At 43.6% G+C, this 19,535-nt stretch carries 16 protein-coding genes; 11 read left to right on the forward strand and 5 right to left on the reverse strand.

The window, feature by feature from the left end:
• Positions 1-38: 38 nt before the first annotated feature.
• On the forward strand, positions 39-674 hold the full coding sequence (locus tag AC3CID_RS18785; protein ID WP_488527906.1) for an OmpA family protein: 636 nt from the start codon (positions 39-41) through the stop codon (positions 672-674).
• A 112-nt stretch (positions 675-786) separates the two neighbouring features.
• On the opposite strand, the gene AC3CID_RS18790 is transcribed toward AC3CID_RS18785, so the two are convergent.
• Together AC3CID_RS18790 and norR are read right to left on the reverse strand one after the other, a co-directional pair.
• Positions 787-1,146, reverse strand: a complete 360-nt coding sequence (locus AC3CID_RS18790) for a glutaredoxin family protein (protein ID WP_004731371.1) — start codon at positions 1,144-1,146, stop codon at positions 787-789.
• Positions 1,147-1,235: 89 nt separating this feature from the next.
• Positions 1,236-2,828: a nitric oxide reductase transcriptional regulator NorR gene (gene norR, locus AC3CID_RS18795; protein ID WP_004731373.1), complete on the reverse strand. Its 1,593-nt coding sequence runs from the start codon at positions 2,826-2,828 to the stop codon at positions 1,236-1,238.
• Positions 2,829-3,177: 349 nt separating this feature from the next.
• Between norR and hmpA the strand changes: the two genes are divergently transcribed.
• From hmpA to AC3CID_RS18830, 7 genes are all read left to right on the forward strand, one after another.
• Positions 3,178-4,374, forward strand: a complete 1,197-nt coding sequence (hmpA, locus tag AC3CID_RS18800; protein WP_488527907.1) for an NO-inducible flavohemoprotein — start codon at positions 3,178-3,180, stop codon at positions 4,372-4,374.
• Positions 4,375-4,803: 429 nt separating this feature from the next.
• Complete coding sequence (locus tag AC3CID_RS18805) at positions 4,804-5,817, forward strand: substrate-binding domain-containing protein (protein ID WP_488527908.1); 1,014 nt, start codon at positions 4,804-4,806, stop codon at positions 5,815-5,817.
• A gap of 23 nt (positions 5,818-5,840) precedes the next feature.
• On the forward strand, positions 5,841-6,878 hold the full coding sequence (locus AC3CID_RS18810; protein ID WP_488527909.1) for an ABC transporter substrate-binding protein: 1,038 nt from the start codon (positions 5,841-5,843) through the stop codon (positions 6,876-6,878).
• A 48-nt stretch (positions 6,879-6,926) separates the two neighbouring features.
• The gene (locus AC3CID_RS18815; RefSeq protein WP_488527910.1) at positions 6,927-7,739 is read left to right on the forward strand and encodes an ABC transporter permease; all 813 of its coding nucleotides are present in this window, start codon (positions 6,927-6,929) and stop codon (positions 7,737-7,739) included.
• 2 nt (positions 7,740-7,741) lie between these two features.
• Complete coding sequence (locus AC3CID_RS18820) at positions 7,742-8,530, forward strand: ABC transporter permease (RefSeq protein WP_010430179.1); 789 nt, start codon at positions 7,742-7,744, stop codon at positions 8,528-8,530.
• Positions 8,531-8,543: 13 nt separating this feature from the next.
• Positions 8,544-9,626: an ABC transporter ATP-binding protein gene (locus AC3CID_RS18825; RefSeq protein ID WP_016789083.1), complete on the forward strand. Its 1,083-nt coding sequence runs from the start codon at positions 8,544-8,546 to the stop codon at positions 9,624-9,626.
• A gap of 4 nt (positions 9,627-9,630) precedes the next feature.
• Complete coding sequence (locus AC3CID_RS18830) at positions 9,631-10,446, forward strand: phosphodiesterase (protein ID WP_488527911.1); 816 nt, start codon at positions 9,631-9,633, stop codon at positions 10,444-10,446.
• A gap of 133 nt (positions 10,447-10,579) precedes the next feature.
• Here AC3CID_RS18830 and AC3CID_RS18835 read toward each other — a convergent pair whose 3' ends face one another.
• The gene (locus tag AC3CID_RS18835) at positions 10,580-11,560 is read right to left on the reverse strand and encodes a TDT family transporter (RefSeq protein WP_488527912.1); all 981 of its coding nucleotides are present in this window, start codon (positions 11,558-11,560) and stop codon (positions 10,580-10,582) included.
• A gap of 286 nt (positions 11,561-11,846) precedes the next feature.
• On the reverse strand, positions 11,847-13,253 hold the full coding sequence (clcA, locus tag AC3CID_RS18840) for a H(+)/Cl(-) exchange transporter ClcA (protein ID WP_017078301.1): 1,407 nt from the start codon (positions 13,251-13,253) through the stop codon (positions 11,847-11,849).
• 573 nt (positions 13,254-13,826) lie between these two features.
• Here clcA and AC3CID_RS18845 point away from each other — a divergent pair.
• The 3 genes from AC3CID_RS18845 (at position 13,827) to AC3CID_RS18855 (ending at position 17,035) form a co-directional block, all read left to right on the forward strand.
• Entirely contained in the window at positions 13,827-14,810 is a 984-nt protein-coding gene (locus AC3CID_RS18845) for a CobW family GTP-binding protein (protein ID WP_488527913.1), read from the forward strand.
• Positions 14,811-14,991: 181 nt separating this feature from the next.
• The gene (locus tag AC3CID_RS18850; protein ID WP_054545580.1) at positions 14,992-16,278 is read left to right on the forward strand and encodes a DEAD/DEAH box helicase; all 1,287 of its coding nucleotides are present in this window, start codon (positions 14,992-14,994) and stop codon (positions 16,276-16,278) included.
• A gap of 136 nt (positions 16,279-16,414) precedes the next feature.
• Complete coding sequence (locus tag AC3CID_RS18855) at positions 16,415-17,035, forward strand: LysE family translocator (protein WP_017076073.1); 621 nt, start codon at positions 16,415-16,417, stop codon at positions 17,033-17,035.
• A 244-nt stretch (positions 17,036-17,279) separates the two neighbouring features.
• Here AC3CID_RS18855 and AC3CID_RS18860 read toward each other — a convergent pair whose 3' ends face one another.
• Complete coding sequence (locus AC3CID_RS18860) at positions 17,280-19,316, reverse strand: PhoX family protein (protein ID WP_488527914.1); 2,037 nt, start codon at positions 19,314-19,316, stop codon at positions 17,280-17,282.
• Between the last annotated feature and the right edge of the window lie 219 nt (positions 19,317-19,535).

A 19,535-nucleotide genomic window follows, 5' to 3' on the forward strand; every position in this document is an offset into this window, starting at 1 on the left:
CATGAGTGGTTGGTGAAGTAATGAGATATTTAGCGATAATGTTAAGCATAGCTTTGGCAGGGTGTGAAACGACGTTACCAACGGGTATGTTAGGTGACGATCTGCTAGAAACTGCTCCGCAAACCGATTACGACCTTATGCATCCTGAATGGGGTGTGGTTCAAACGACATCTGTAGCGAGCAATCGCAGTTACTCAGTCCAGAACAGCACTCATCAACAAAAAACCATCACAACCAACTATGGACGTGGTGTCTCGACTAATGACCCACTGGAAGTTTTTTTAAGACAAAACCGTATCGACTTTGAAGTACTGCCGGGCAACCATGTGATGGTAAAGCTGGAACAGCACGTGAACTTTAAAACGGGTTCGGCATTCCCTGAGCCAGCCTACAATCAATGGCTGGATACTTTAGGCAGTTACCTTTCTCAACGCCAAGATATTGATGTGGTGATTGAGGGCCATACTGATAATACGGGCAGTGATCGTGTTAATGATCCGCTTTCTGAGCTACGTGCAAAAGAAGTGAAAGCGCGCTTGGAAAGTAACTATGTTTCGAGTCGTGCTATTTACACTCGCGGCTTTGGCGAATACGTTCCGGCTTGTACTAACGCTTCTCTGCAAGGCAAGGCGTGTAATCGCCGTGTAGAATTGATGCTGATTGTGTCGAAGTAGTCATTTGAGCTTTCTTCCCTAAATTGAAAGCGACGAGTTCCAAATAATAGACATAAAAAATCCCTCATATTTGAGGGATTTTTTATGTCTGACTTTCGTTACGCAGGTTAGCTTATGCGAACTGCTTTTCTAAGTAAGTAACGATATCCGAAGATTCATACATCCACTCAGTTTTGCCGTCTTTTTCGATACGTAGGCAAGGCACTTTAACGCGACCGCCACCAGCTTCAAGCTCTGCACGGTGTTGATCATTGTTCTTTGCATCACGAAGTTCAAATTGAACTGATTGACGTTTCATCGCGCGGCGCACTTTTACACAAAATGGGCACGCTTCGAATTGGTATAACGTGTGCGTCTTTGCCTGCTCATTTACTTTGCTTTGCTCTTCTTGAGAACGCTTCACACCACGTGGGCTGAATACAAAATTCAATAACAAGATGACACGACCTAAGAACCAACGGATAAACTTCATAACTCTCTCTACATATTTAAAATTAGCGTTACAATTTGCAGCATTATATACACAAGTTTTGCTAGATGCTCGCAACAAACCGCTAATATCTATTTTGTCCGTTCGATCGTGTGAGACTTAGCCACATTTAGTCCTAAACGCTTAGACAGTCGAGTCAGATTTGCTCGGTCTGTTTTCAGTACTCGTCCTGCTTGCGCCCAGTTAAAGTTGGCATCTTCCAACACTTCAGTAATGATGCTGCGTTGAAAATCGTCCGTCGCGCCACGTAAACCAGCGGATAGGTCGATCGTTGGTGTTGATAATGGTGTGTTTTTTACCTGTGTCGTCGCAATCGGTTGATCTTGGTCGAGTGGACCACAATCTTCTTTAGTGATTGTAACGAGGTTTTTGTTAGTGCTGCGAGCCAATGCTTTCAGTGCTGAACGGCTGATAACGTGTTCAAGCTCACGAACGTTACCTGGCCAACCGTAACGGTTTAGGAATACCAGAACATCAGAACGGAACTTAACTTGGTTGATGCCAAGCTTACGGCGCGCTTGTTCTAGGAAGAAACCAGCTAATAAGCTGATGTCGTCACCACGCTCTTTCAATGCAGGTACCGCGATAGGGTACACACTAAGTCGGTGATACAAGTCGGCTCTGAATCGACCGTCTTCAACTTCTTGCTTTAAGTCTCGGTTGGTTGCAGCCAGAACACGAACATCAATGGTTTGGATGTTGTCTTGGCCTACCGGTTGGATTTCGTTGTTTTGCAGCGCACGCAGTAACTTACTTTGTGCTGCCAAAGGCAATTCACCAATTTCATCTAAGAACAGCGTGCCGCCATCGGCTAGAGCAAACTTACCTAAGCGGTTTTTGTCTGCGCCAGTAAATGCGCCACGAACGTGACCAAATAGTTCACTCTCTACTAAGTTCTCAGGAATAGCAGCACAGTTCACGTAGACCAGCGGATTACGCTTACGTTGCGATTGGTGGTGCAGGGTACGAGCAACGAGCTCTTTACCAACACCAGTATCACCATGAATCAGAATATTAAACTCAGACGGTGCTACAACCGCGATGTCGTTCTTAAGCGCGACCATGGTGTCACTGTTACCAATCAACTCGCCGCCGTCACGTTCCCACGCTTCTACGTTCAACTCTTCCAGTAATTGCTTTGACTGTTTTGCTTGATGTTCAAGTTGCGAGAAAGTCATCGCCATCTGCATGGTTGAAGCCGCAATAGCAGCGAGAACTTCTAGGTTACGAGCAGGAATATTCGCAAAGACATCAGGTTTTAGGCTGTCTAGGGTTAGCACTCCTAACAATTTGTCACCAAACAGCAGAGGTAAACCCATGCAGGCATGCATTGGTAAATCGCCGTCATGGTCGATTAGTAAGCCGTCGAAAGGATCAGGCAATGAGCTATCAGCATCAAAACGAACAGGAGAACGTGATGCGCAAATCTCATCAAAGCGTGGGTGTTCCGAAATGATAAAGCGGCGACCGAATGTATCTCGACTGAGCCCTTGCATTGCGATGGGTACTAGCGTGTCGCCTTGAAGGCTTAAAAGCGCGACGCAATCACACGTTATGGTTTTACGAATGGCATCGATTAGGCGATTAAAACGGTCTTGATCGTTCACACCGCTGGCTAAACCAATGGTCATTTCCATGAGAGTGGATGCTGAGATGTCTTGCATAAAGGGCTCATACTGTTTGTATTTTTATACATGGTAGAGTCTTTATGACACAAAAAAAAGGTCTTTTTGACTAAAGTTTGAAGTGAATTTTTGAAAGGATGCCAGACACAGCAAGCTTTCGCATGTTGGCACCGTTTGTGCAATGTGTCCATTACGTGTTGTCTATATGACTGAATAACTGACCTATAGTTGATTTGAATCAATTAATGCCCATTTATCAGTCCACGTGATTCTCATAAAAAATGCAGCCAGAGAGCTCATAGAGAATGAATTGGTATAAAGTCATCTTTAAATAAAACTAGTCAATTTGACTCAAGTGGTCAAAAGACTAAGTGTTCGGAGTAAATCAATGCTAAACAATCTACATATCAACATCATCAAATCGACGATTCCTCTTTTAGAAAGCGCAGGCCCTGCTTTAACTCAACACTTCTATCAACGTATGTTCACGCATAACCCTGAATTGAAAGATATCTTCAACATGACTCACCAAAGAACAGGTCGCCAAGGTGTGGCACTGTTTGAAGCTATTGCGGCTTATGCTAAGAATATTGAAAACCTAGCAGTGTTAACCACTGCGGTTGAACGTATTGCACAGAAACACACAAGCTTTAACATCCAACCAGAACATTACCAAATTGTTGGTTTGCACCTGATTGAAACACTGCGCGAATTGGCAACTGAAGCCTTTACTCCAGAAGTAGAAGAAGCATGGACTGCCGCTTACCTATTTTTAGCGCAAGTATTCATCGACCGTGAAGCTGAGCTTTACCTTCAACGTAAGCAAGCTGTGGGTGGCTGGGAAGCTGCACGTACGTTTGTTATTGCAAACAAGATCGAAGAGTCTGCATTGGTTACAAGCTTTATTTTAGAGCCAAAAGACGGTGGCGAAGTTCTTGATTACACACCAGGACAATACATCGGTATTGAAGTGAAACCTGAAGGCGCACAATACAGCGAAATTCGTCAGTATTCACTGTCAGACAAGCCGAACGGAAAATACTACCGTATCTCTGTGAAGCGTGAAGGCCAAGGTCAAGAAACGCAAGGTGTTGTTTCTAACCACATGCACGATACCGTTGCTATCGGTGATGAAGTTAGCCTATACGCACCAGCAGGTGACTTTATGTATCAAGAGCGCAGCAAGCCAGTAACGCTCATCTCTGCAGGTGTTGGTGTAACGCCAATGCAGTCTATGCTTGAGTTCCTAAACACGGAAGATAAAAACGAGCCAGTACTTTACCTTCATGCTTGTGAGAACGTAGGCCAACACTCTTTCACGACTCGCGTTAAAGATATTGTTGCCGACAAAGGTTGGGAAGCGAAAACGTGGTACATGAACAAAGACGAATCTGCATGTGAAAACACACATCAAGGCCAGATGGATCTAGCGTCTATCTCTGATACTCAAGGCTTTGAAGAGAGTGATTTCTATATCTGTGGCCCTGTTGGTTTCATGAAGAACATCGTAGAGCAGTTAGACGCACTTAAAGTAGATCGCTCACGCGTACACTACGAAGTATTTGGCCCTCACGCTAACTTCTAATAGCTCTCGCCAGTTCTATTAATACTCGCCTGAACTATTAACACCTTGCCTATTCAAAGGCCTCACATTGTGAGGCCTTTTTTTGTTTTCGTCTCTTCAAATAGTGTTCGTCATGACTAAGCGACATGCGACACGCAATTTAGATTGAGTCGCAGAAATCGCCAGTTCTAGTTAGTCGAATCGTTTACGCTGATCTTATTGGCTTACATCTCTTATAAATGACTTTTTTTCACTCGAAATAAATCATTAGAAAATCCGTGTTATTGAGTGAAACGAATTTGTTTCATAAATTAAAATGTCGCCATTTGCTTTGAAGGTGCCTTTAACGTTGGTTAAAAGTATAGATATCGCCTGTTTTCATTAATAAAACTGTCACACCCGTCATCTAGTCTTGCGTTCATCAATTAACGGGATGGCTAGGGATAACGAATGAATATCAAGGATGTGGCAGTTCTCGCGGGTGTTTCCCCTGCGACAGTCTCTCGATTCGTTAACACACCAGAATCTGTGGCTTCTGCTACAGCTCAAAAAATCGAGCGTGTCATCGATACGACAGGTTATCGAATAGACAGGAAGTCGCATGCTCTTGAGTTCAATAAAAACCCAACGATTGGCGTATTGATTCCGAGTTTATTGAATCCCGTATTTTCAGAAGTTGTTGCAGGTATTCAGCAGCGCGCACGGCATTTTGGCTACTCGACTATAGTGCTGGACACCCAATATGACAGTGAACAAGAACAACAAGCAGCTATCGATCTGATCCGTCAAAGAGTGGAAGGTGTGATCTTAACGATAGCCGATGTGTCTGATAATGCTGCACTCGAATTACTCCGCAGTTTTAAATTTCCTTACTGTTTGCTTCACAACCAATCTGTTGAAAATGAACCTTGTGTCTATGTTGATAACTATCAAGCAGGTAAGGATGTTGCAGAGAAAATTCTAGAATATGGCCATATCAAAATAGGAATGATTACAGGGCACTTTACCTCATCCGACCGTGCAAAAAAGCGTTATGAAGGGTTCAAACAAGGTCTCTATGAGAAGGGGGGGGAATTAAGCCAGCTTCTTGAAGTCGACCAAAACAAACTTGTTCCGTTCACTGACTCTGAGATGAGCTTATTAAGCGGTGAGTGTGGTCCTACGGTTTGGTTTTGCAGCAATGATTTACTTGCGCTGAAAACAATGAATGCGTTGAAGAGTACAGGCAGACGAATCCCACAAGACGTTTCGGTTGTGGGCTTTGATGGTATGGGGCTTGGGCAATTGGCGAGTCCGAATTTGGCTACTGTGGCTGTTCCTCATATTGATATGGGGAAAATGGCCGTCGATATTTTGTTTAACGCAAAAGCAGGCTCAATCGAGCGGTTTGAATTTGCGTTGAAGTATGAATTACAAATGAAGGGATCGCTTGGTGCGGTTCCCGTTATAACCCAATTTAATTAATGGAAAATTCGTTGGAGAACATAATGGCACAACATCAATTACTACGAGTTAACAAGTCATCAAAAACTAGAAAATTAGCGAGCTTAATTCTTGGTTTTGCTGGTGTCGCTTTTCAAGCGCAGGCATCTGATGCTATTTGTTACAACTGTCCACCGGAATGGGCTAACTGGGGAGGACAACTTCAGTTAATTAATAAAGAGTTGGGTATCCGAGTTCCTATGGACAATAAGAACTCAGGTCAGTCTTTATCTCAGTTGGTTGCAGAGAAGAATAGCCCAGTTGCTGATGTGGTCTATTACGGTGTTTCTTTTGGTATTAACGCAACAGAACAAGGCGTTGTTGATACATATAAGCCTAAAAATTGGGACCAGATTCCAGAAGGTATGAAAGATCCTAACGGGAACTGGTTTGCTATCCACTCCGGCACGATTGGCTTTTTTGTGAATGTTGATGCTCTTGATGGCGCAGAAGTACCGACGAGCTGGGAAGACCTGTTGAAGCCTGATTATAGAGGCATGGTTGGGTATTTAGATCCAACGAGTGCTTTTGTTGGTTACGCAAGTGCTGTAGCAGTTAATGAGGCTATGGGTGGCGATATTGATAATTTCAAACCAGCCATTAAGTATTTTCAGCAGTTAGCGAAGAATCGACCAATTGTACCTCGACAAACTTCTTATGCCCGTGTGATTTCTGGTGAGATCCCTATTTTAATTGATTACGACTTCAATGCGTATCGCGCAAAATACAACGATTTTACTAATGCGGCTTTTGTTATTCCCAAGGAAGGATCTATCGCTGTTCCTTATGTAATGAGTAAAGTGAAGAATGCTCCGAATTCAGAGAATGCTCAGAAGATTTTAGACTTTGTCTTGTCAGATAAAGGTCAACGATTATGGGCAGAAGCCTACTTACGCCCAGTAATTGATGGTGTGATGAGCGAAGAGGCGCAAAGTAAGTTCCTCCCAGCTTCTGAGTACGAACGAGTAGGCTCTGTTGATTTCGCAAAAATGTCTGAAAATCAATCTACATTTGCGGATATGTATATTCGAGAAGTGAACTAATAGCCTATTAAAATGTTGGATGGCGGGGTTACACCCGCCAATATCTCTATGAAAAATGATCATATTTCCTTATTTCTGATTTTGCCAGCCATCACCGTTAGCTGTGCATTTTTTCTATTGCCAGTCGTGCAGTTAATCAAGGTTTCGCTAATAGATGGCGGTGCTATAAGTTACTGGCATATTTTAACTAGACCTATCTATTTAAAAAGTTTGATTTCGACAGTTGGACTGTCTGTTTTAGTAACTCTGGTTAGTTTAGCGATAGCGACCATCTCAGGATTGTTTTTAACTCGCTATGACTTTAAAGGTAAGCAGGTCTTGGTTGCAATGCTGAGCTTCCCATTGGCTTTCCCTGGTGTTGTTATTGGTTTTTTTGTCATCATGCTTTCAGGGCGGCAGGGGCTTTTCGCTCAGTTTGGCTTGATGCTGACGGGTGAACGTTGGATGTTTGCTTATACGATGGCAGGGCTGTTTTTGGGTTATTTATATTTTTCTATTCCACGGGTTGTATTGACCGTAATGGGAACGGCGGAAAAGCTCGATCACAATCTACTTGAAGCCGGTCGATCCCTAGGTGCAAATCGTTGGCAGATCTTTAAAGACGTGACGCTTCCGGCGCTAACCCCTGGCCTAATCTCTTCGGGTTCGATTTGTTTTGCTACATCTATGGGTGCATTTGGTACCGCGTTTACGTTGGCGACTAATATCAACGTTCTTCCTATGACGATATATACCGAATTTACGCTCAATGCCAATTTCGCAATGGCAGCTGCACTGAGTTTGATTCTCGGCCTAGTGACTTGGTTTTGTTTGGCGTTTGCTAAGCGTCATGGCAACGCATCTGCAGAGATGGGGGGATAATAATGAAAAAAGATAAATACTTTTACATGCAGCTGTTTTTCACATTGACGGTATGTGCATTCTTAATTGTGCCAGTGTTTATGTCGGTAGTTGCTGGTCTCACAAATAACTATTTTGTTGGTGTTAAAAGTGGGTTTACCTTTCGTTGGGTTGAACAAGTATGGGCACTGTATTCAGATACGATTTGGTTAACCCTACAAATAGCCATTGCAACCACGTTAATCAATGTTGTCATAGGTGTACCGTGTGCTTACGTACTTGCGAAAAGTAAAAGTCGATGGGCTTCTATTTTTGACGAGCTACTTACACTCCCCATTGCAATTCCGGGAATGGCTATTTCGTTAGGTTTGATTCTAGCGTATGGAGGGTTTACTGACTTCCGATCAAGTTGGATGTTTATTCTCGTTGGTCATGTGATTTTCACACTGCCTTTCATGGTTAAGTCTGTTCTATCAATTTTGCAGAGTATTAACTTCCGTGTTCTTGAGGAAGGAGCGGCAAGTCTTGGAGCGACTTTTTGGCAGCGATTTTTTGATGTGATTGTACCCAACTGCAAGGCTGGTATTGTCGCTGGTATGTTGATGACACTCACTTTGTCTATTGGCGAGTTTAACCTGACGTGGATGCTACACACACCATTGACGAAAACGCTGCCTGTTGGACTTGCTGATTCATATGCTTCTATGCGACTTGAGATAAGTTCAGCGTACACACTTATTTTCCTTTGTTTAATTCTCCCTCTATTGGTCTTGGCTCAAGCATTGAACAAGAAACCAGTGGTAAATAATTAAGATAAAAATCAATATGTTAGAGCAACAAAATGGCGTGGAAATTTCGCTAAATAATATTACGAAGACATTCCCAGATGGAACCTTGGCGTTAAAGCCGACAAATCTCAAAATTGAGGCGGGCGAAATCTTAGTTTTGCTTGGCCCATCAGGATGCGGAAAGACAACTACGTTGCGTATGATTGCAGGCCTAGAGTTTGCGGATGAAAATGGCGGCACGATTGAGTTTGGTGATCATGATGTTACGTGTTTGCCAATCGAACAGCGTAAAGTTGGGATGGTGTTTCAGTCTTATGCTCTATTCCCGAATATGAATGTTAGCGAAAACATTGCGTATGGGCTTAAGGTTCGTGGAGTCGCTCCGTCTGAGATAACCAGAAAGCTAAAAGAGATGCTTAGCATGTTCGACTTAGAAAAATATGCGAGTCGAAATGTCCATCAGCTTTCAGGAGGCCAGCGTCAGCGCGTCGCTTTAGCAAGAGCAATTATCACAGAACCTGATGTTCTTTTACTTGATGAACCGTTATCTGCATTAGATGCTCTGCTGAAACAAAGGTTACGTGGTGATATCCGAAATCTCTTAAAAAAACTCGGTATTACAGCGGTATATGTCACTCATGATCAAGAAGAGGCAATGGCTATGGGGGATCGCATTGCGGTTTTAGACCATGGGGAAATTGCGCAAATTGGTTCAGCAAAAGATATCTATTTGAAGCCAGTTAACAACTTTGTTGCCGATTTTATTGGTCAAATGAACCGACTCGAAGGGAGTGTGGGTGATGGACAACTGATGTTGGATACAGGTAAACAGATTACTTTGTCTGATCAAGTGCTCTCACAGGTCTCTACTAATAAAGAAATCAGTGTAATGTTAAGGCCTGAAGATATTTTACTAACGCAAGTAACTGATGAAAACAGTGCACTAACTGCAACGGTTATTAGTACGGTATTTCTTGGCGACCGCACGCGCGTAACGTTGTCGGGCTTACAGAAAAACAGAACTCTGATGGTTGATTGTTTTGCTCGAGTTGATTATCAACTTGGTCAAGTTGTCGCTATCTCGTTCGCCCCCGAGCGGCTAATTCCTTTAAAGAAGTAATACTATGTTAATTGCACAACTGACAGACCTGCACATCAAGCGGGGGGGCAAGCAGGCCTATAAGAAAGTTGATACGTTGAAATGTTTATATGATGCCATAAACCATATCAATGACTTACGCCCGAGACCTGATTGTGTAGTGGTTACTGGTGATTTAGGTGACTTTGGTTTGATCGAAGAATACCGACTGATCAACGAAGCTCTTGAGAAATTCGAAATGCCGTTATATGTCATTCCTGGTAATCATGATGATAGAAACAATTTGCGTGAGGGGTTGTCGAATCTTGTTTCGTTTGATCACGATGAATATTGTGATTTTGTCGTAGATAGCCATGACGAGGTCCTTATTGGATTAGACTCTTCAGTTCTTGGTAAGCCTTATGGATATTTAGCAGGGGATACTCTGGAATGGCTTAGTTTGGTTTTAGAACAATATCGAGATAGGGCAATAATGTTGTTTATCCATCATCCACCGATGGCCGTAGGCTTGAATCATATGGATGTGCAGAACTTACAGAATGCTGATGAATTTTACGAAGTCATTAAGCCTTTTAGCAATATCCTGGGTATTTGTGCTGGTCACCTACATCGACCAATTACAGCAGTTTGGAATTCAATTCCAGTTTGGGTGGGGCCTTCTCATAGTCATTCAGTCACATTAGATCTCGACCCAAAGGCAAATTCGTCTTTTTCATTAGAACCTAAAGCGATACAACTTCTGACCATAGCTAAGAAGTCCGTGGTTTCTCATATTAGTTATATAGAAGATAGTGATGGTCCCTATCCATTCTTTGACGAATATGGTGCTTTGATCGATTAAACATTATTGTTGTAAGTTGATTTAGCGCGAACTAATAACGCCATTTGTTACACTTAACAAATGGCGTTATTTTTGGGTCTAGGCGCTAAGTTTTGTTGGCACAGATAAGCAACAGAATTTCATTAAGTAAACGCTAAGAACGTTTGATCTTTTTAGACATGTAGTCAGAATCGAAAAACTCCGGCCAATACATCTTCACGTAACCACCTGCAACCCAAATCACTAGGATAGTCGCGATGGTTAGTTCGAAGAAACCAAACTTGTGCAGCCAATACCATTGTGGGTATTCCGCGCCGAAAAACGTAGTTAGACGATGCATGGCAATAGCGCTGATCACGGAAGGGAAAGTGACGGCAGCAATCGAAGGTTGGAATTTCAGACGCATCAATCGTATGTAACACAAGTAGATCAGTAGCGTCATGGTGATAGCAATGCCAGCCAACGCACCTGTTAGAATCGGGTCTGGGTTGTCGAAGTTAACCAAGTAAGCCGCTAAAGACAGGTTCACAGGTGCTGCCATGATGGCTAAGGTTGGTCTTGCTCGGCGTGGCAGGTTTCCTTCGAATACCAATCGGTACAACACCACTGGCAGCATTAGGAAATAGATACCGATACAAGTGGCCGCAAGTGTTTCTGAAAAAACGGTGTGCCCAAATTGTGAACCTGCTAAGGAACTGCTGATTAACCCCACCGGATACAGAAACCAACTCGGTACAATGTTCGACATTTTGAAGTTGATGATCTGGAAACTAAAGAACAACACCATCATGGTAAAATGTAATAACAACGCGCAGAACCAGACTGGGTAAGCAATGACTGGAGAGATTTCGGCTAAATAGTCGCATAGAATCAATAACGCCATGCTCATTGGTGCCATCAAGCTTCCACTAAGCGGATGACGAATATCATTGATGAAAGTATTAAAGCTGGTGAGATAACGAAGTAAAACGGGTAGCAATAACAGTGCGCCAAATGCAGCAAGGTAAGGGCGAATGATCTCACCAACCCCCGGCAGATATAATGCCCAAGCTTGTCCTAGTCCAATAACACCAAGTGCCAAAGACGCCTGAGATGGCGGCACATTTTTTACTTGGGTTAACCTTCTCCAGTTCAACGTCTTTCTCCAACTAGTTATTTATAGAATGTGAGCTGTTTATATAATACGAGTCAATTATAGAATTTTTGCTCTAGAGTGAGCGCTCAGTTGTATCCTCAATAGATGTTAAGGACACTCAAATAATTTTGAGTGGATGATAGCAAGTTTAACGTTTGCTTTTTTGATTTTGATGCGGAATCGGGACATTAAGCACGAGGAAAGTGTGCTTTATTTTTTTGAGTTATTTGTAATTAACTCACTTTTCGTACAGACGTACTACAGGAATTCCATACATTCAAAGTAGTTAACGTACTTCCTCTTGCTGAGGAAGATCTTGTTGTCTTAGTTTCTCGTTTTTGAGCGTACGGTTGAGTAATTGGCTATAAATTGGCTGACCTCCTAACATCTGAGCAATGATTACTGCGCCCAAGCAGGTGATGATCAACGGTAGGATGAGATAGTAGTTATTGGTCATTTCAATAACCAACAGTATGCCAGTGATAGGCGCTCGCACGGTGGCGGCAAATAAGGCGCCCATGCCGGCAATCGCAAACATACCCGGCTCTATATTCAGTTCAGGGAAGAATGCCGCCGCGATAAGCCCAAACGCGTAACCAAAGAGTGTTCCTAGAGCAAGCATTGGTGCAAATATACCACCCGGTGCACCAGAGCCGAAACAAAGTAGCGTGGTGAGCACGCGCCCTAAGAAGATTAACAGCAGCACGTTTGCGCTGTAGTTGCCATTAGTGATATTCGGGATGATACCAATACCACCGCCAGTCAACTCCGGTATATAGAGCAGCAATAAGCCAAAGCAACCGCCCAATAGGGAGCCTGTCATTAAGTAGCGTTTACGATCATTCTTGTGTATTGCCACAAAAAGGTCTTGCGAAAGTGTAATCAGCTTATTGAAAATCACACCAAACAGGCCGAACAACACGCCTAACAACAAGAACAACCACAGAGCATCCAGTTCAGGCGGTTGGTATTGAGGCATTGTGATAACGGCAGACTGTCCGTTGATTGATCGAAAAACGATGTTGGCTGAAACCGCGGAGATGATGACGGCTTTAATTGAGATGAGTGAGTAGCGAAACTGTGGTCTCATCTCCTCGACTACAAACATGATGCCAGCCAGTGGTGCATTGAATGCGGCGGCTAAACCACCTGCGGCACCCGAAGCTAATAGAGAGTGGCGAGTGTCGTCATCTTTGACTCGAAAGATATCGGTGACCATGCGACCAATACTGCCGCCCATTTGAACGGTTGGTCCTTCTCGACCTAAAACCATACCAGAACCTAATGCGCCCATACCGCCAAAGAATTTTACGGGCAATACTCTCCACCATCGAACTGGGCGCATACCGTCCATCGCCCCTTCAATTTCAGGGATGCCTGAGCCTGCAGCCTCTGGAGCAAAGCGATGAACGAGGAAGTAACCAATAAAGGCAAATGCAGCACTAATAAGGAAAGCGGCAAGCCAAAGGGGTAAATAGCTACCGATTTCATCTTTAAGCCAGTCGGTACGAGTTTCTGTGATGAAATGAACCGCGACTTCGAAATAGGTACCCACTACGCCAGCAAGTACACCTACAATACAAGAAAGAAAGAGAACGGAAGCGGGTGTCTTATCTCTTGAGAGAAATTGATTAATAGCATCCCTTGGCATTTTGGCTAATAAGGATTGCTTAATTTTCTCTCTTCTGGTCATTGAGATAAGGCTCCTGAATGGGTTAAGGCGGGTTTGTCGTAAATTATACGCGTCCTCTGCATATCCTATAGCAGCAAAGATGAAAAGTTGAATTTCATTTATGGAATGTGCGTGTTACATAAATGGAATCTATGGGCAATTGTGGAATCGCCGTCACAATTTTGATCGATTCTCTGGTGGTGGCTTGAATATCCCCAAAAGTGAACCATAGTTAAATCGTAAAGCAACATAACGAACCGCAAGGAGAAGTGAGGTTTTACACACAATTTGGATGGATTCAGAAACAAAGTTTTAGTTCCTCGTTAATTGTTCAGGTCGATATTTAAGGCTTCCTGATTCGCGAACTCACGATTGAGTAACGAGGGTGAGGCGTACTGATAAAGTACGCCTTTAGTTCGTTTGGAGCATCCAACTTTCGCATCTACTTATCTATTTACCCTCTATTTATCTCTACTCTTATCTCTTCTGATTATATCTGCGCCATATCTCTATTAATGAATCTCAGTATAAACAATCGATTGGGGTCAACTTTTCGGTGATTGAGTATATACTCCTTGAAAAAGGAGAACTGATATGACCAAAAAAGTTCCTACAAACATAATTACGGGTTTTCTGGGTGTCGGTAAGACGACCGCTATTTTGAACCTACTAAAAAACAAACCTGAGAATGAAAACTGGGCTGTTCTGGTTAATGAATTCGGGGAAATCGGCATTGATGGCGCATTGATGACAGATCAAGGCGCTTTGATTAAAGAAGTGCCGGGTGGTTGCATGTGTTGTACTGCAGGCGTTCCAATGTCGGTGGGCATTAATGCTTTACTGCGCCAAAAGCCGGACCGTTTATTGATTGAGCCAACTGGGCTTGGTCACCCTAAACAGGTTATTGCGACACTCACTTCAGAGCAATACACACCTTATGTTGATTTAAAAGCGACGCTTGGCTTGGTTGACCCACGAAACTTATCCAATGAAAAGTACACGTCGAATCAGAATTTCAATGATCAGCTGGACAGTGCAGATGTGATTCTTGGTACTAAGGTTGACCTTGTTCATTCTGAAGACATCGATGTGTTCAATGATTGGGTGACGGATCAAACGCCAGCCAAAGTCTTCCACAAGCTAATCCACGATGGTGAAGTGCCATTGGAAGTGTTGGATATTGAAAGAGTATATGGCAGTGCTTCCTCTCATATTGAATCGCACCATCATGATCACGCTGAACAAGAGCCTCAATTCCAACTTCCTCCCGGTGAAGCTTTCATCCGGAAAGAGAACAAAGGACAAGGCTACTTTAGTTGTGGGTGGCTATTTGGCGCAGAGCATAAATTTGATTTTGATGAGCTATTCTCTATGTTGTCGGATCTAACGGCTGAGCGTGTAAAAGCGGTGGTGAATACTGACCAAGGTTGTTACGCGTTTAACGTGGCGAATCAAGTCGTATCAGTGAATGAAATTTCCCTTGATGGCTTCGAATCTCGACTTGAAGTGATTGACTCACAACAGATGCCTTGGGCTGAGCTCGAACAGATTTTGCTTAAGCTGTGTGGTATCAAATAGCTCAATTATCCTGTTTGAAACGATGATTCTGGTGTTTGCTTCGCGGATGGTGAAGTAAACACCAGATTAAATGAGAAAGTTTGCGTTATATCACGATAAATGTGAGATAAATCACTCTAATTACTTTATAGTGCTCGGCTGAAATAAGAATGTAGGCTGTCTGCTTAAGGAACCCGTAACAATGTCATTTTCTTCTCAAGGTTTTGCTCCTGAATTAGTCAAAGCGTTGACTGAGTGTGGTTATGAAAAACTCACTCCAATTCAACAAAAAGCGATTCCAATGGCTCGTAAAGGCCATGATATTTTTGCTACTGCTCAAACCGGTACGGGTAAAACAGCGGCATTCTCATTGCCTGTTATTCAGAGTCTTTTGAATAGCGGTAAAAAAGCATCTCGTGGTACGGCTCGTGGCCTAATTCTTGCGCCAACTCGTGAGCTAGCTGCGCAGATCGCTCAAAACATTAAAGACTACGTTAAATACACTGAACTAAGCGTTTCTGCGGTTTACGGTGGTAACAAGATGTCTTCACAAGTTCGTCAATTAGAACTGGGTGTTGATATTTTGGTTGCAACACCAGGCCGTTTAGAAGAGCACTTAGAAGCGGGTAATGTGTCTATTGCTAACCTAGAATTCCTAGTATTCGATGAAGCTGACCGTATACTTGATATGGGCTTCATCAATGCCGTTCGTAAGATCATGCTAGATGTAGAAACGTCGCCGCAAATCATGATGTTCTCTGCAACGACTTCTACTCAGTTAAACCAATTGTCTGTTGATATTTTACGTAAACCAAAACGTATTAGTGTTGAGCGTGAAAACTCAACGGCTGCTACTGTCGGTCACGTGGTTTACCCAGTAGATCAAGAGCGTAAAACAGAACTGCTTTCTGAGCTTATTGGCCGTAAAAACTGGCGCCAAGTTCTTGTATTCGTGAACTACAAAGAAACAGCGAATGATGTGGTAAAAGAGCTTAAGCTAGACGGCATCAAAGCAGTACTTTGTCACGGTGATAAAGCGCAAAGTGCTCGTCGTCGTGCTCTGGATGACTTTAAAGAAGGCAGAGCGCGCGTAATGGTAGCAACCGACGTTGCGGCTCGTGGTCTTGATATCGAAGACTTACCACACGTAATTAACTACGATATGCCTTTCCTAGCGGAAGATTACGTTCACCGTATTGGCCGTACAGGTCGTGCTGGTAAACAAGGTCACGCGATTTCTTTCGTTAACCGCGAAGAAGAGCTGACTGTTGTTCAAGTTGAAACACTGATTCAACAACGTATTCGCCGTGTCGAACAACCAGGTTATGAACCGAAGAAACGTGATGCTTACATCGAGAAGTTGAATACAAAATCGGCTTACAAAAACCGTCAGGGTCGCAAGAACAACGCGAGCGAAGAGCCTCAAGATCAAGCAAGCGCTGAACGTCGTTTGACTATGATGAAGCGAATTAAAAACCGTCGTAAGTAAAATTACGGTTGGTAATGAAAAAGAGCCACTGTATTGTGGCTCTTTTTCGTTGTGTCGCTAAATACAAGGTCACTCCTTACAAAGACAGCTCAACGAGCTAAACACTCAAATAAAAATAAGTCGATAAGGTAATAATATGGACAGCGCGCTACTTTGGGCTTTTATTCCCACTTTTTTCTTTGTGTCAATCACGCCCGGCATGTGTATGACTTTGGCGTTGACGCTAGGAATGAGTGTTGGATACAAGCGTACATTATGGATGATGATCGGTGAATTGGCCGGTGTCGCTGTAGTTTCTATTGCCGCGGTATTAGGTATTGCTTCTATTATGCTTAACTACCCGTGGCTATTTACGGTCTTTAAGTTTGTGGGTGCAAGCTACTTGTTCTATTTGGGTGTTCAGATGTGGCGTTCAAGAGGCAAGTTGGCGATCAGTACTGATAATCAAACAACCAAAGTCAGTAATGATTGGGATTTGGTGGTGCAAGGTTTCGTGACGGCAATCGCTAACCCGAAAGGTTGGGCGTTCATGATTTCATTACTGCCTCCTTTCATTAATAGCAATGTCGATTTAGCGCCTCAGTTGTTCATTCTAGTGTCTATTATTCTGGTTTCTGAATTTGTCTGCATGACCTTGTACGCGACAGGTGGTAAGAGCCTAAAACATATGCTGGGTAAAGCCGACAACGTCAAGTTGATGAACCGTATTGCAGGTACGTTGATGATGGGTGTTGGTGTGTGGTTGTTCGTTAGCTAATTCTGGTTAGCCGACAACGAGCAGAGATCCCCGACTCAGTCGTTCCTCCTTCTCGAGGATGACGGTGAGTGCTTTGGGGTGAAGAGCCGTTTACGAAGCCGCAGGTTCTTTGTTGAATCAAAGAACGGATAGAATATAAAAAGAGCGATAGGGCATTTAGCCTTATCGCTCTTTTTGATTTTACTTAGCTAGCGAACAGAAACTAGATAACAGTAAGGTTGCTGATCTTAGCTAGATTTGCGTATTAAACCGCGATTTCACCGCCGTCTTCACGACGAATCACAACCGTAGATGCTCTTGGGCGAACTGAAATTCCTGACGGAGTCTCTTCTGCTGCGTCTGCGCTGTAGGGCCAGTTGCCTGGGTGTTGAATGTTTACAAACAATGACTTGTAGTCTGGGCTGATGGTAAAGCCTGTTACTTCACAACCGTTAGGACCAACAAAGAAGCGCTTGAGTTGTGCTTGGTTCTCGGCACTAATTACTTCTTGAGTGCCATTTTCATCCGTTAGCTTTGATGGGACTACTGCTAGCATTTGATCATTGGTGTAGCCGGTCACTTCATCTGCACCGTTATCGGTTTGAATCCACAAGATGCCACGAGCATCAAACGCCAAACCGTCTGGGCTCGCGAATTGGTTCATGTCTGTTAAGCTTGATCGGTTCGTGTCCGCATCACCATTGGCTGGCGAACCGAACACAAAGATATCCCAAGTAAAGTCTGTTGCGTCTTCCCCCTCATCCCAGCGAATCACATGACCAAATTTGTTGTTCAAACGTGGGTTTGCTGCGTTTGTTTCATCTGTGCGAGAAGTGTTGTTGGTTAGCGTTAGATATACAGAACCAGTGTATGGGTCTACTGTACACCACTCCGGACGATCCATTGGAGTGGCTCCAACAAGGTCGGCTGCACCTGCCGTGTTTAGGATAATTTCTGCTAACGAGTTAAAGTTGTCCGCCAGCGTACCCCCAGAAGCAGTTGTACTCTCTAACGTTAGCGGCAGCCAAGTACCAGTGCTGTCTTCGTTGAAGCGAGCCACGTACAGCGTACCTTCATCCATGTATTTATCACCGGTTGCCAAGCGGTTTGACGGATTTGCATCTGCTGGGTTCCAGTTAGCTGTTGATTCAAACTTATATAAGTACTCAAAACGAGAATCGTGACCAGAGTAGAATACTACTGGTTGCCCCGCTTTAAGCTGACCAAACGTACAACCTTCATGACGGAAACGACCTAGGGCAGTACGCTTTTTGGCACGAGAATTTTGCGTATATGGGTCAATTTCAACAATATAACCGTGACCATTTGCTTCGTTGCGGTAATCGTCGATTGAGCTTGTGCCCGTAGGCTCTACGTTAAAGCGAGTAAATTCATCCAAACGTTCTTCTGCATTACCTGCCAAAGTTTCCCATAAGTAACGTGTGTTTTTATCATCGATGCCAATACGGTCTTGTTCTTCAGTACGAACGCCAGTATTCACAAAGTACCCCGGCCAGTTTTCTTCACACGTTAGATAAGTGCCCCAAGGAGTAAAGCCGTTACCGCAATTGTTTAATGTACCGCGTGCTTGGCTGCCATCTTGTGAGAAGCGCGTTACTGTTAGTTCCGTGTTCGCAACAGGACCTGAGAGATCCATTACGGTTGCACCAGTATAACGGCGGTTGAGTGGATCAGTATCGACCAGCTTCCACATATTGTCTTCAAGTTGAATTCGAACGACAGATACACCATGCGCGTTAATTTCTTTACGAACTTCATCGGTGATAGTACGAACACCACCCACAATCGTTGGACCACTTGGGTGTAGTGCTGAAGTGTCTATATACTCATGGTTAATACACAGCAAGCCATCAGTATCGCTGTCGTTTAACGAGAAAAAGTGCATGCCGTCGTGGTGCATACCAAGCGCGTTGAGTTGATCTGTACTTGTATTACTTCCGTCGTCCTTCCATGAACTGCCTTGCGCGTTTAGAGGCGTTCCCCATGGAACTAAAACTTGTGCAACATACCCTTGTGGAACGGAAACTGCGTCGGTAAGTGAGCCTGGGATCGAATCGAAATTCAGTACTGCATTTGAGACGCCAGAACCATTACCTACAGAAGTGTTTGGGCTAGAAGAGTTGCACCCAGAAAGCCCAAATGCACCAAAGGCCGTCATAGCACTGATGCCTAAACCGCCTTTCAATACATTTCTTCTTGAGAGGTTCGCGTCTAGGACTTCGTCGAAGGGTTTGTTTTTGCTCTTGTTGAAACGAGTGCTATTAAATGTTTCCTTGCTCATTGTTACTGCTTCCTGTTGGCTGTATTTATTATTAGTTGTTCATGAGTAACCCGGCTATCAGCGAATAAGTTAATAACCTGGGTCAATGTGTGACTAATCGTGAAGCAGTTAAGTGACAGATTGTTATGGTTTTGATTAAGGTTTTGTTTCTGTAGCACGACTTTTGCCATTAAGCGTTTCGTGTAATACAAAACTCTTGGGGATCAGCAAGGAACTGTG

The sequence above is a fragment of the Vibrio sp. QJM3NY_21 genome, assembly GCF_057785975.1.

Coding starts and splice junctions, on each gene's coding strand:
- AC3CID_RS18785 (WP_488527906.1), top strand. CDS start 39: ATGTTAAGCATAGCTTTGGCAGGGTGTGAAACGACGTTACCAACGGGT.
- AC3CID_RS18860 (WP_488527914.1), bottom strand. CDS start 19,316: ATGAGCAAGGAAACATTTAATAGCACTCGTTTCAACAAGAGCAAAAAC.
- AC3CID_RS18830 (WP_488527911.1), top strand. CDS start 9,631: ATGTTAATTGCACAACTGACAGACCTGCACATCAAGCGGGGGGGCAAG.
- AC3CID_RS18805 (WP_488527908.1), top strand. CDS start 4,804: ATGAATATCAAGGATGTGGCAGTTCTCGCGGGTGTTTCCCCTGCGACA.
- AC3CID_RS18820 (WP_010430179.1), top strand. CDS start 7,742: ATGAAAAAAGATAAATACTTTTACATGCAGCTGTTTTTCACATTGACG.
- AC3CID_RS18790 (WP_004731371.1), bottom strand. CDS start 1,146: ATGAAGTTTATCCGTTGGTTCTTAGGTCGTGTCATCTTGTTATTGAAT.
- AC3CID_RS18825 (WP_016789083.1), top strand. CDS start 8,544: ATGTTAGAGCAACAAAATGGCGTGGAAATTTCGCTAAATAATATTACG.
- AC3CID_RS18845 (WP_488527913.1), top strand. CDS start 13,827: ATGACCAAAAAAGTTCCTACAAACATAATTACGGGTTTTCTGGGTGTC.
- norR (WP_004731373.1), bottom strand. CDS start 2,828: ATGCAAGACATCTCAGCATCCACTCTCATGGAAATGACCATTGGTTTA.
- AC3CID_RS18850 (WP_054545580.1), top strand. CDS start 14,992: ATGTCATTTTCTTCTCAAGGTTTTGCTCCTGAATTAGTCAAAGCGTTG.
- AC3CID_RS18810 (WP_488527909.1), top strand. CDS start 5,841: ATGGCACAACATCAATTACTACGAGTTAACAAGTCATCAAAAACTAGA.
- hmpA (WP_488527907.1), top strand. CDS start 3,178: ATGCTAAACAATCTACATATCAACATCATCAAATCGACGATTCCTCTT.
- AC3CID_RS18815 (WP_488527910.1), top strand. CDS start 6,927: ATGAAAAATGATCATATTTCCTTATTTCTGATTTTGCCAGCCATCACC.
- AC3CID_RS18855 (WP_017076073.1), top strand. CDS start 16,415: ATGGACAGCGCGCTACTTTGGGCTTTTATTCCCACTTTTTTCTTTGTG.
- clcA (WP_017078301.1), bottom strand. CDS start 13,253: ATGACCAGAAGAGAGAAAATTAAGCAATCCTTATTAGCCAAAATGCCA.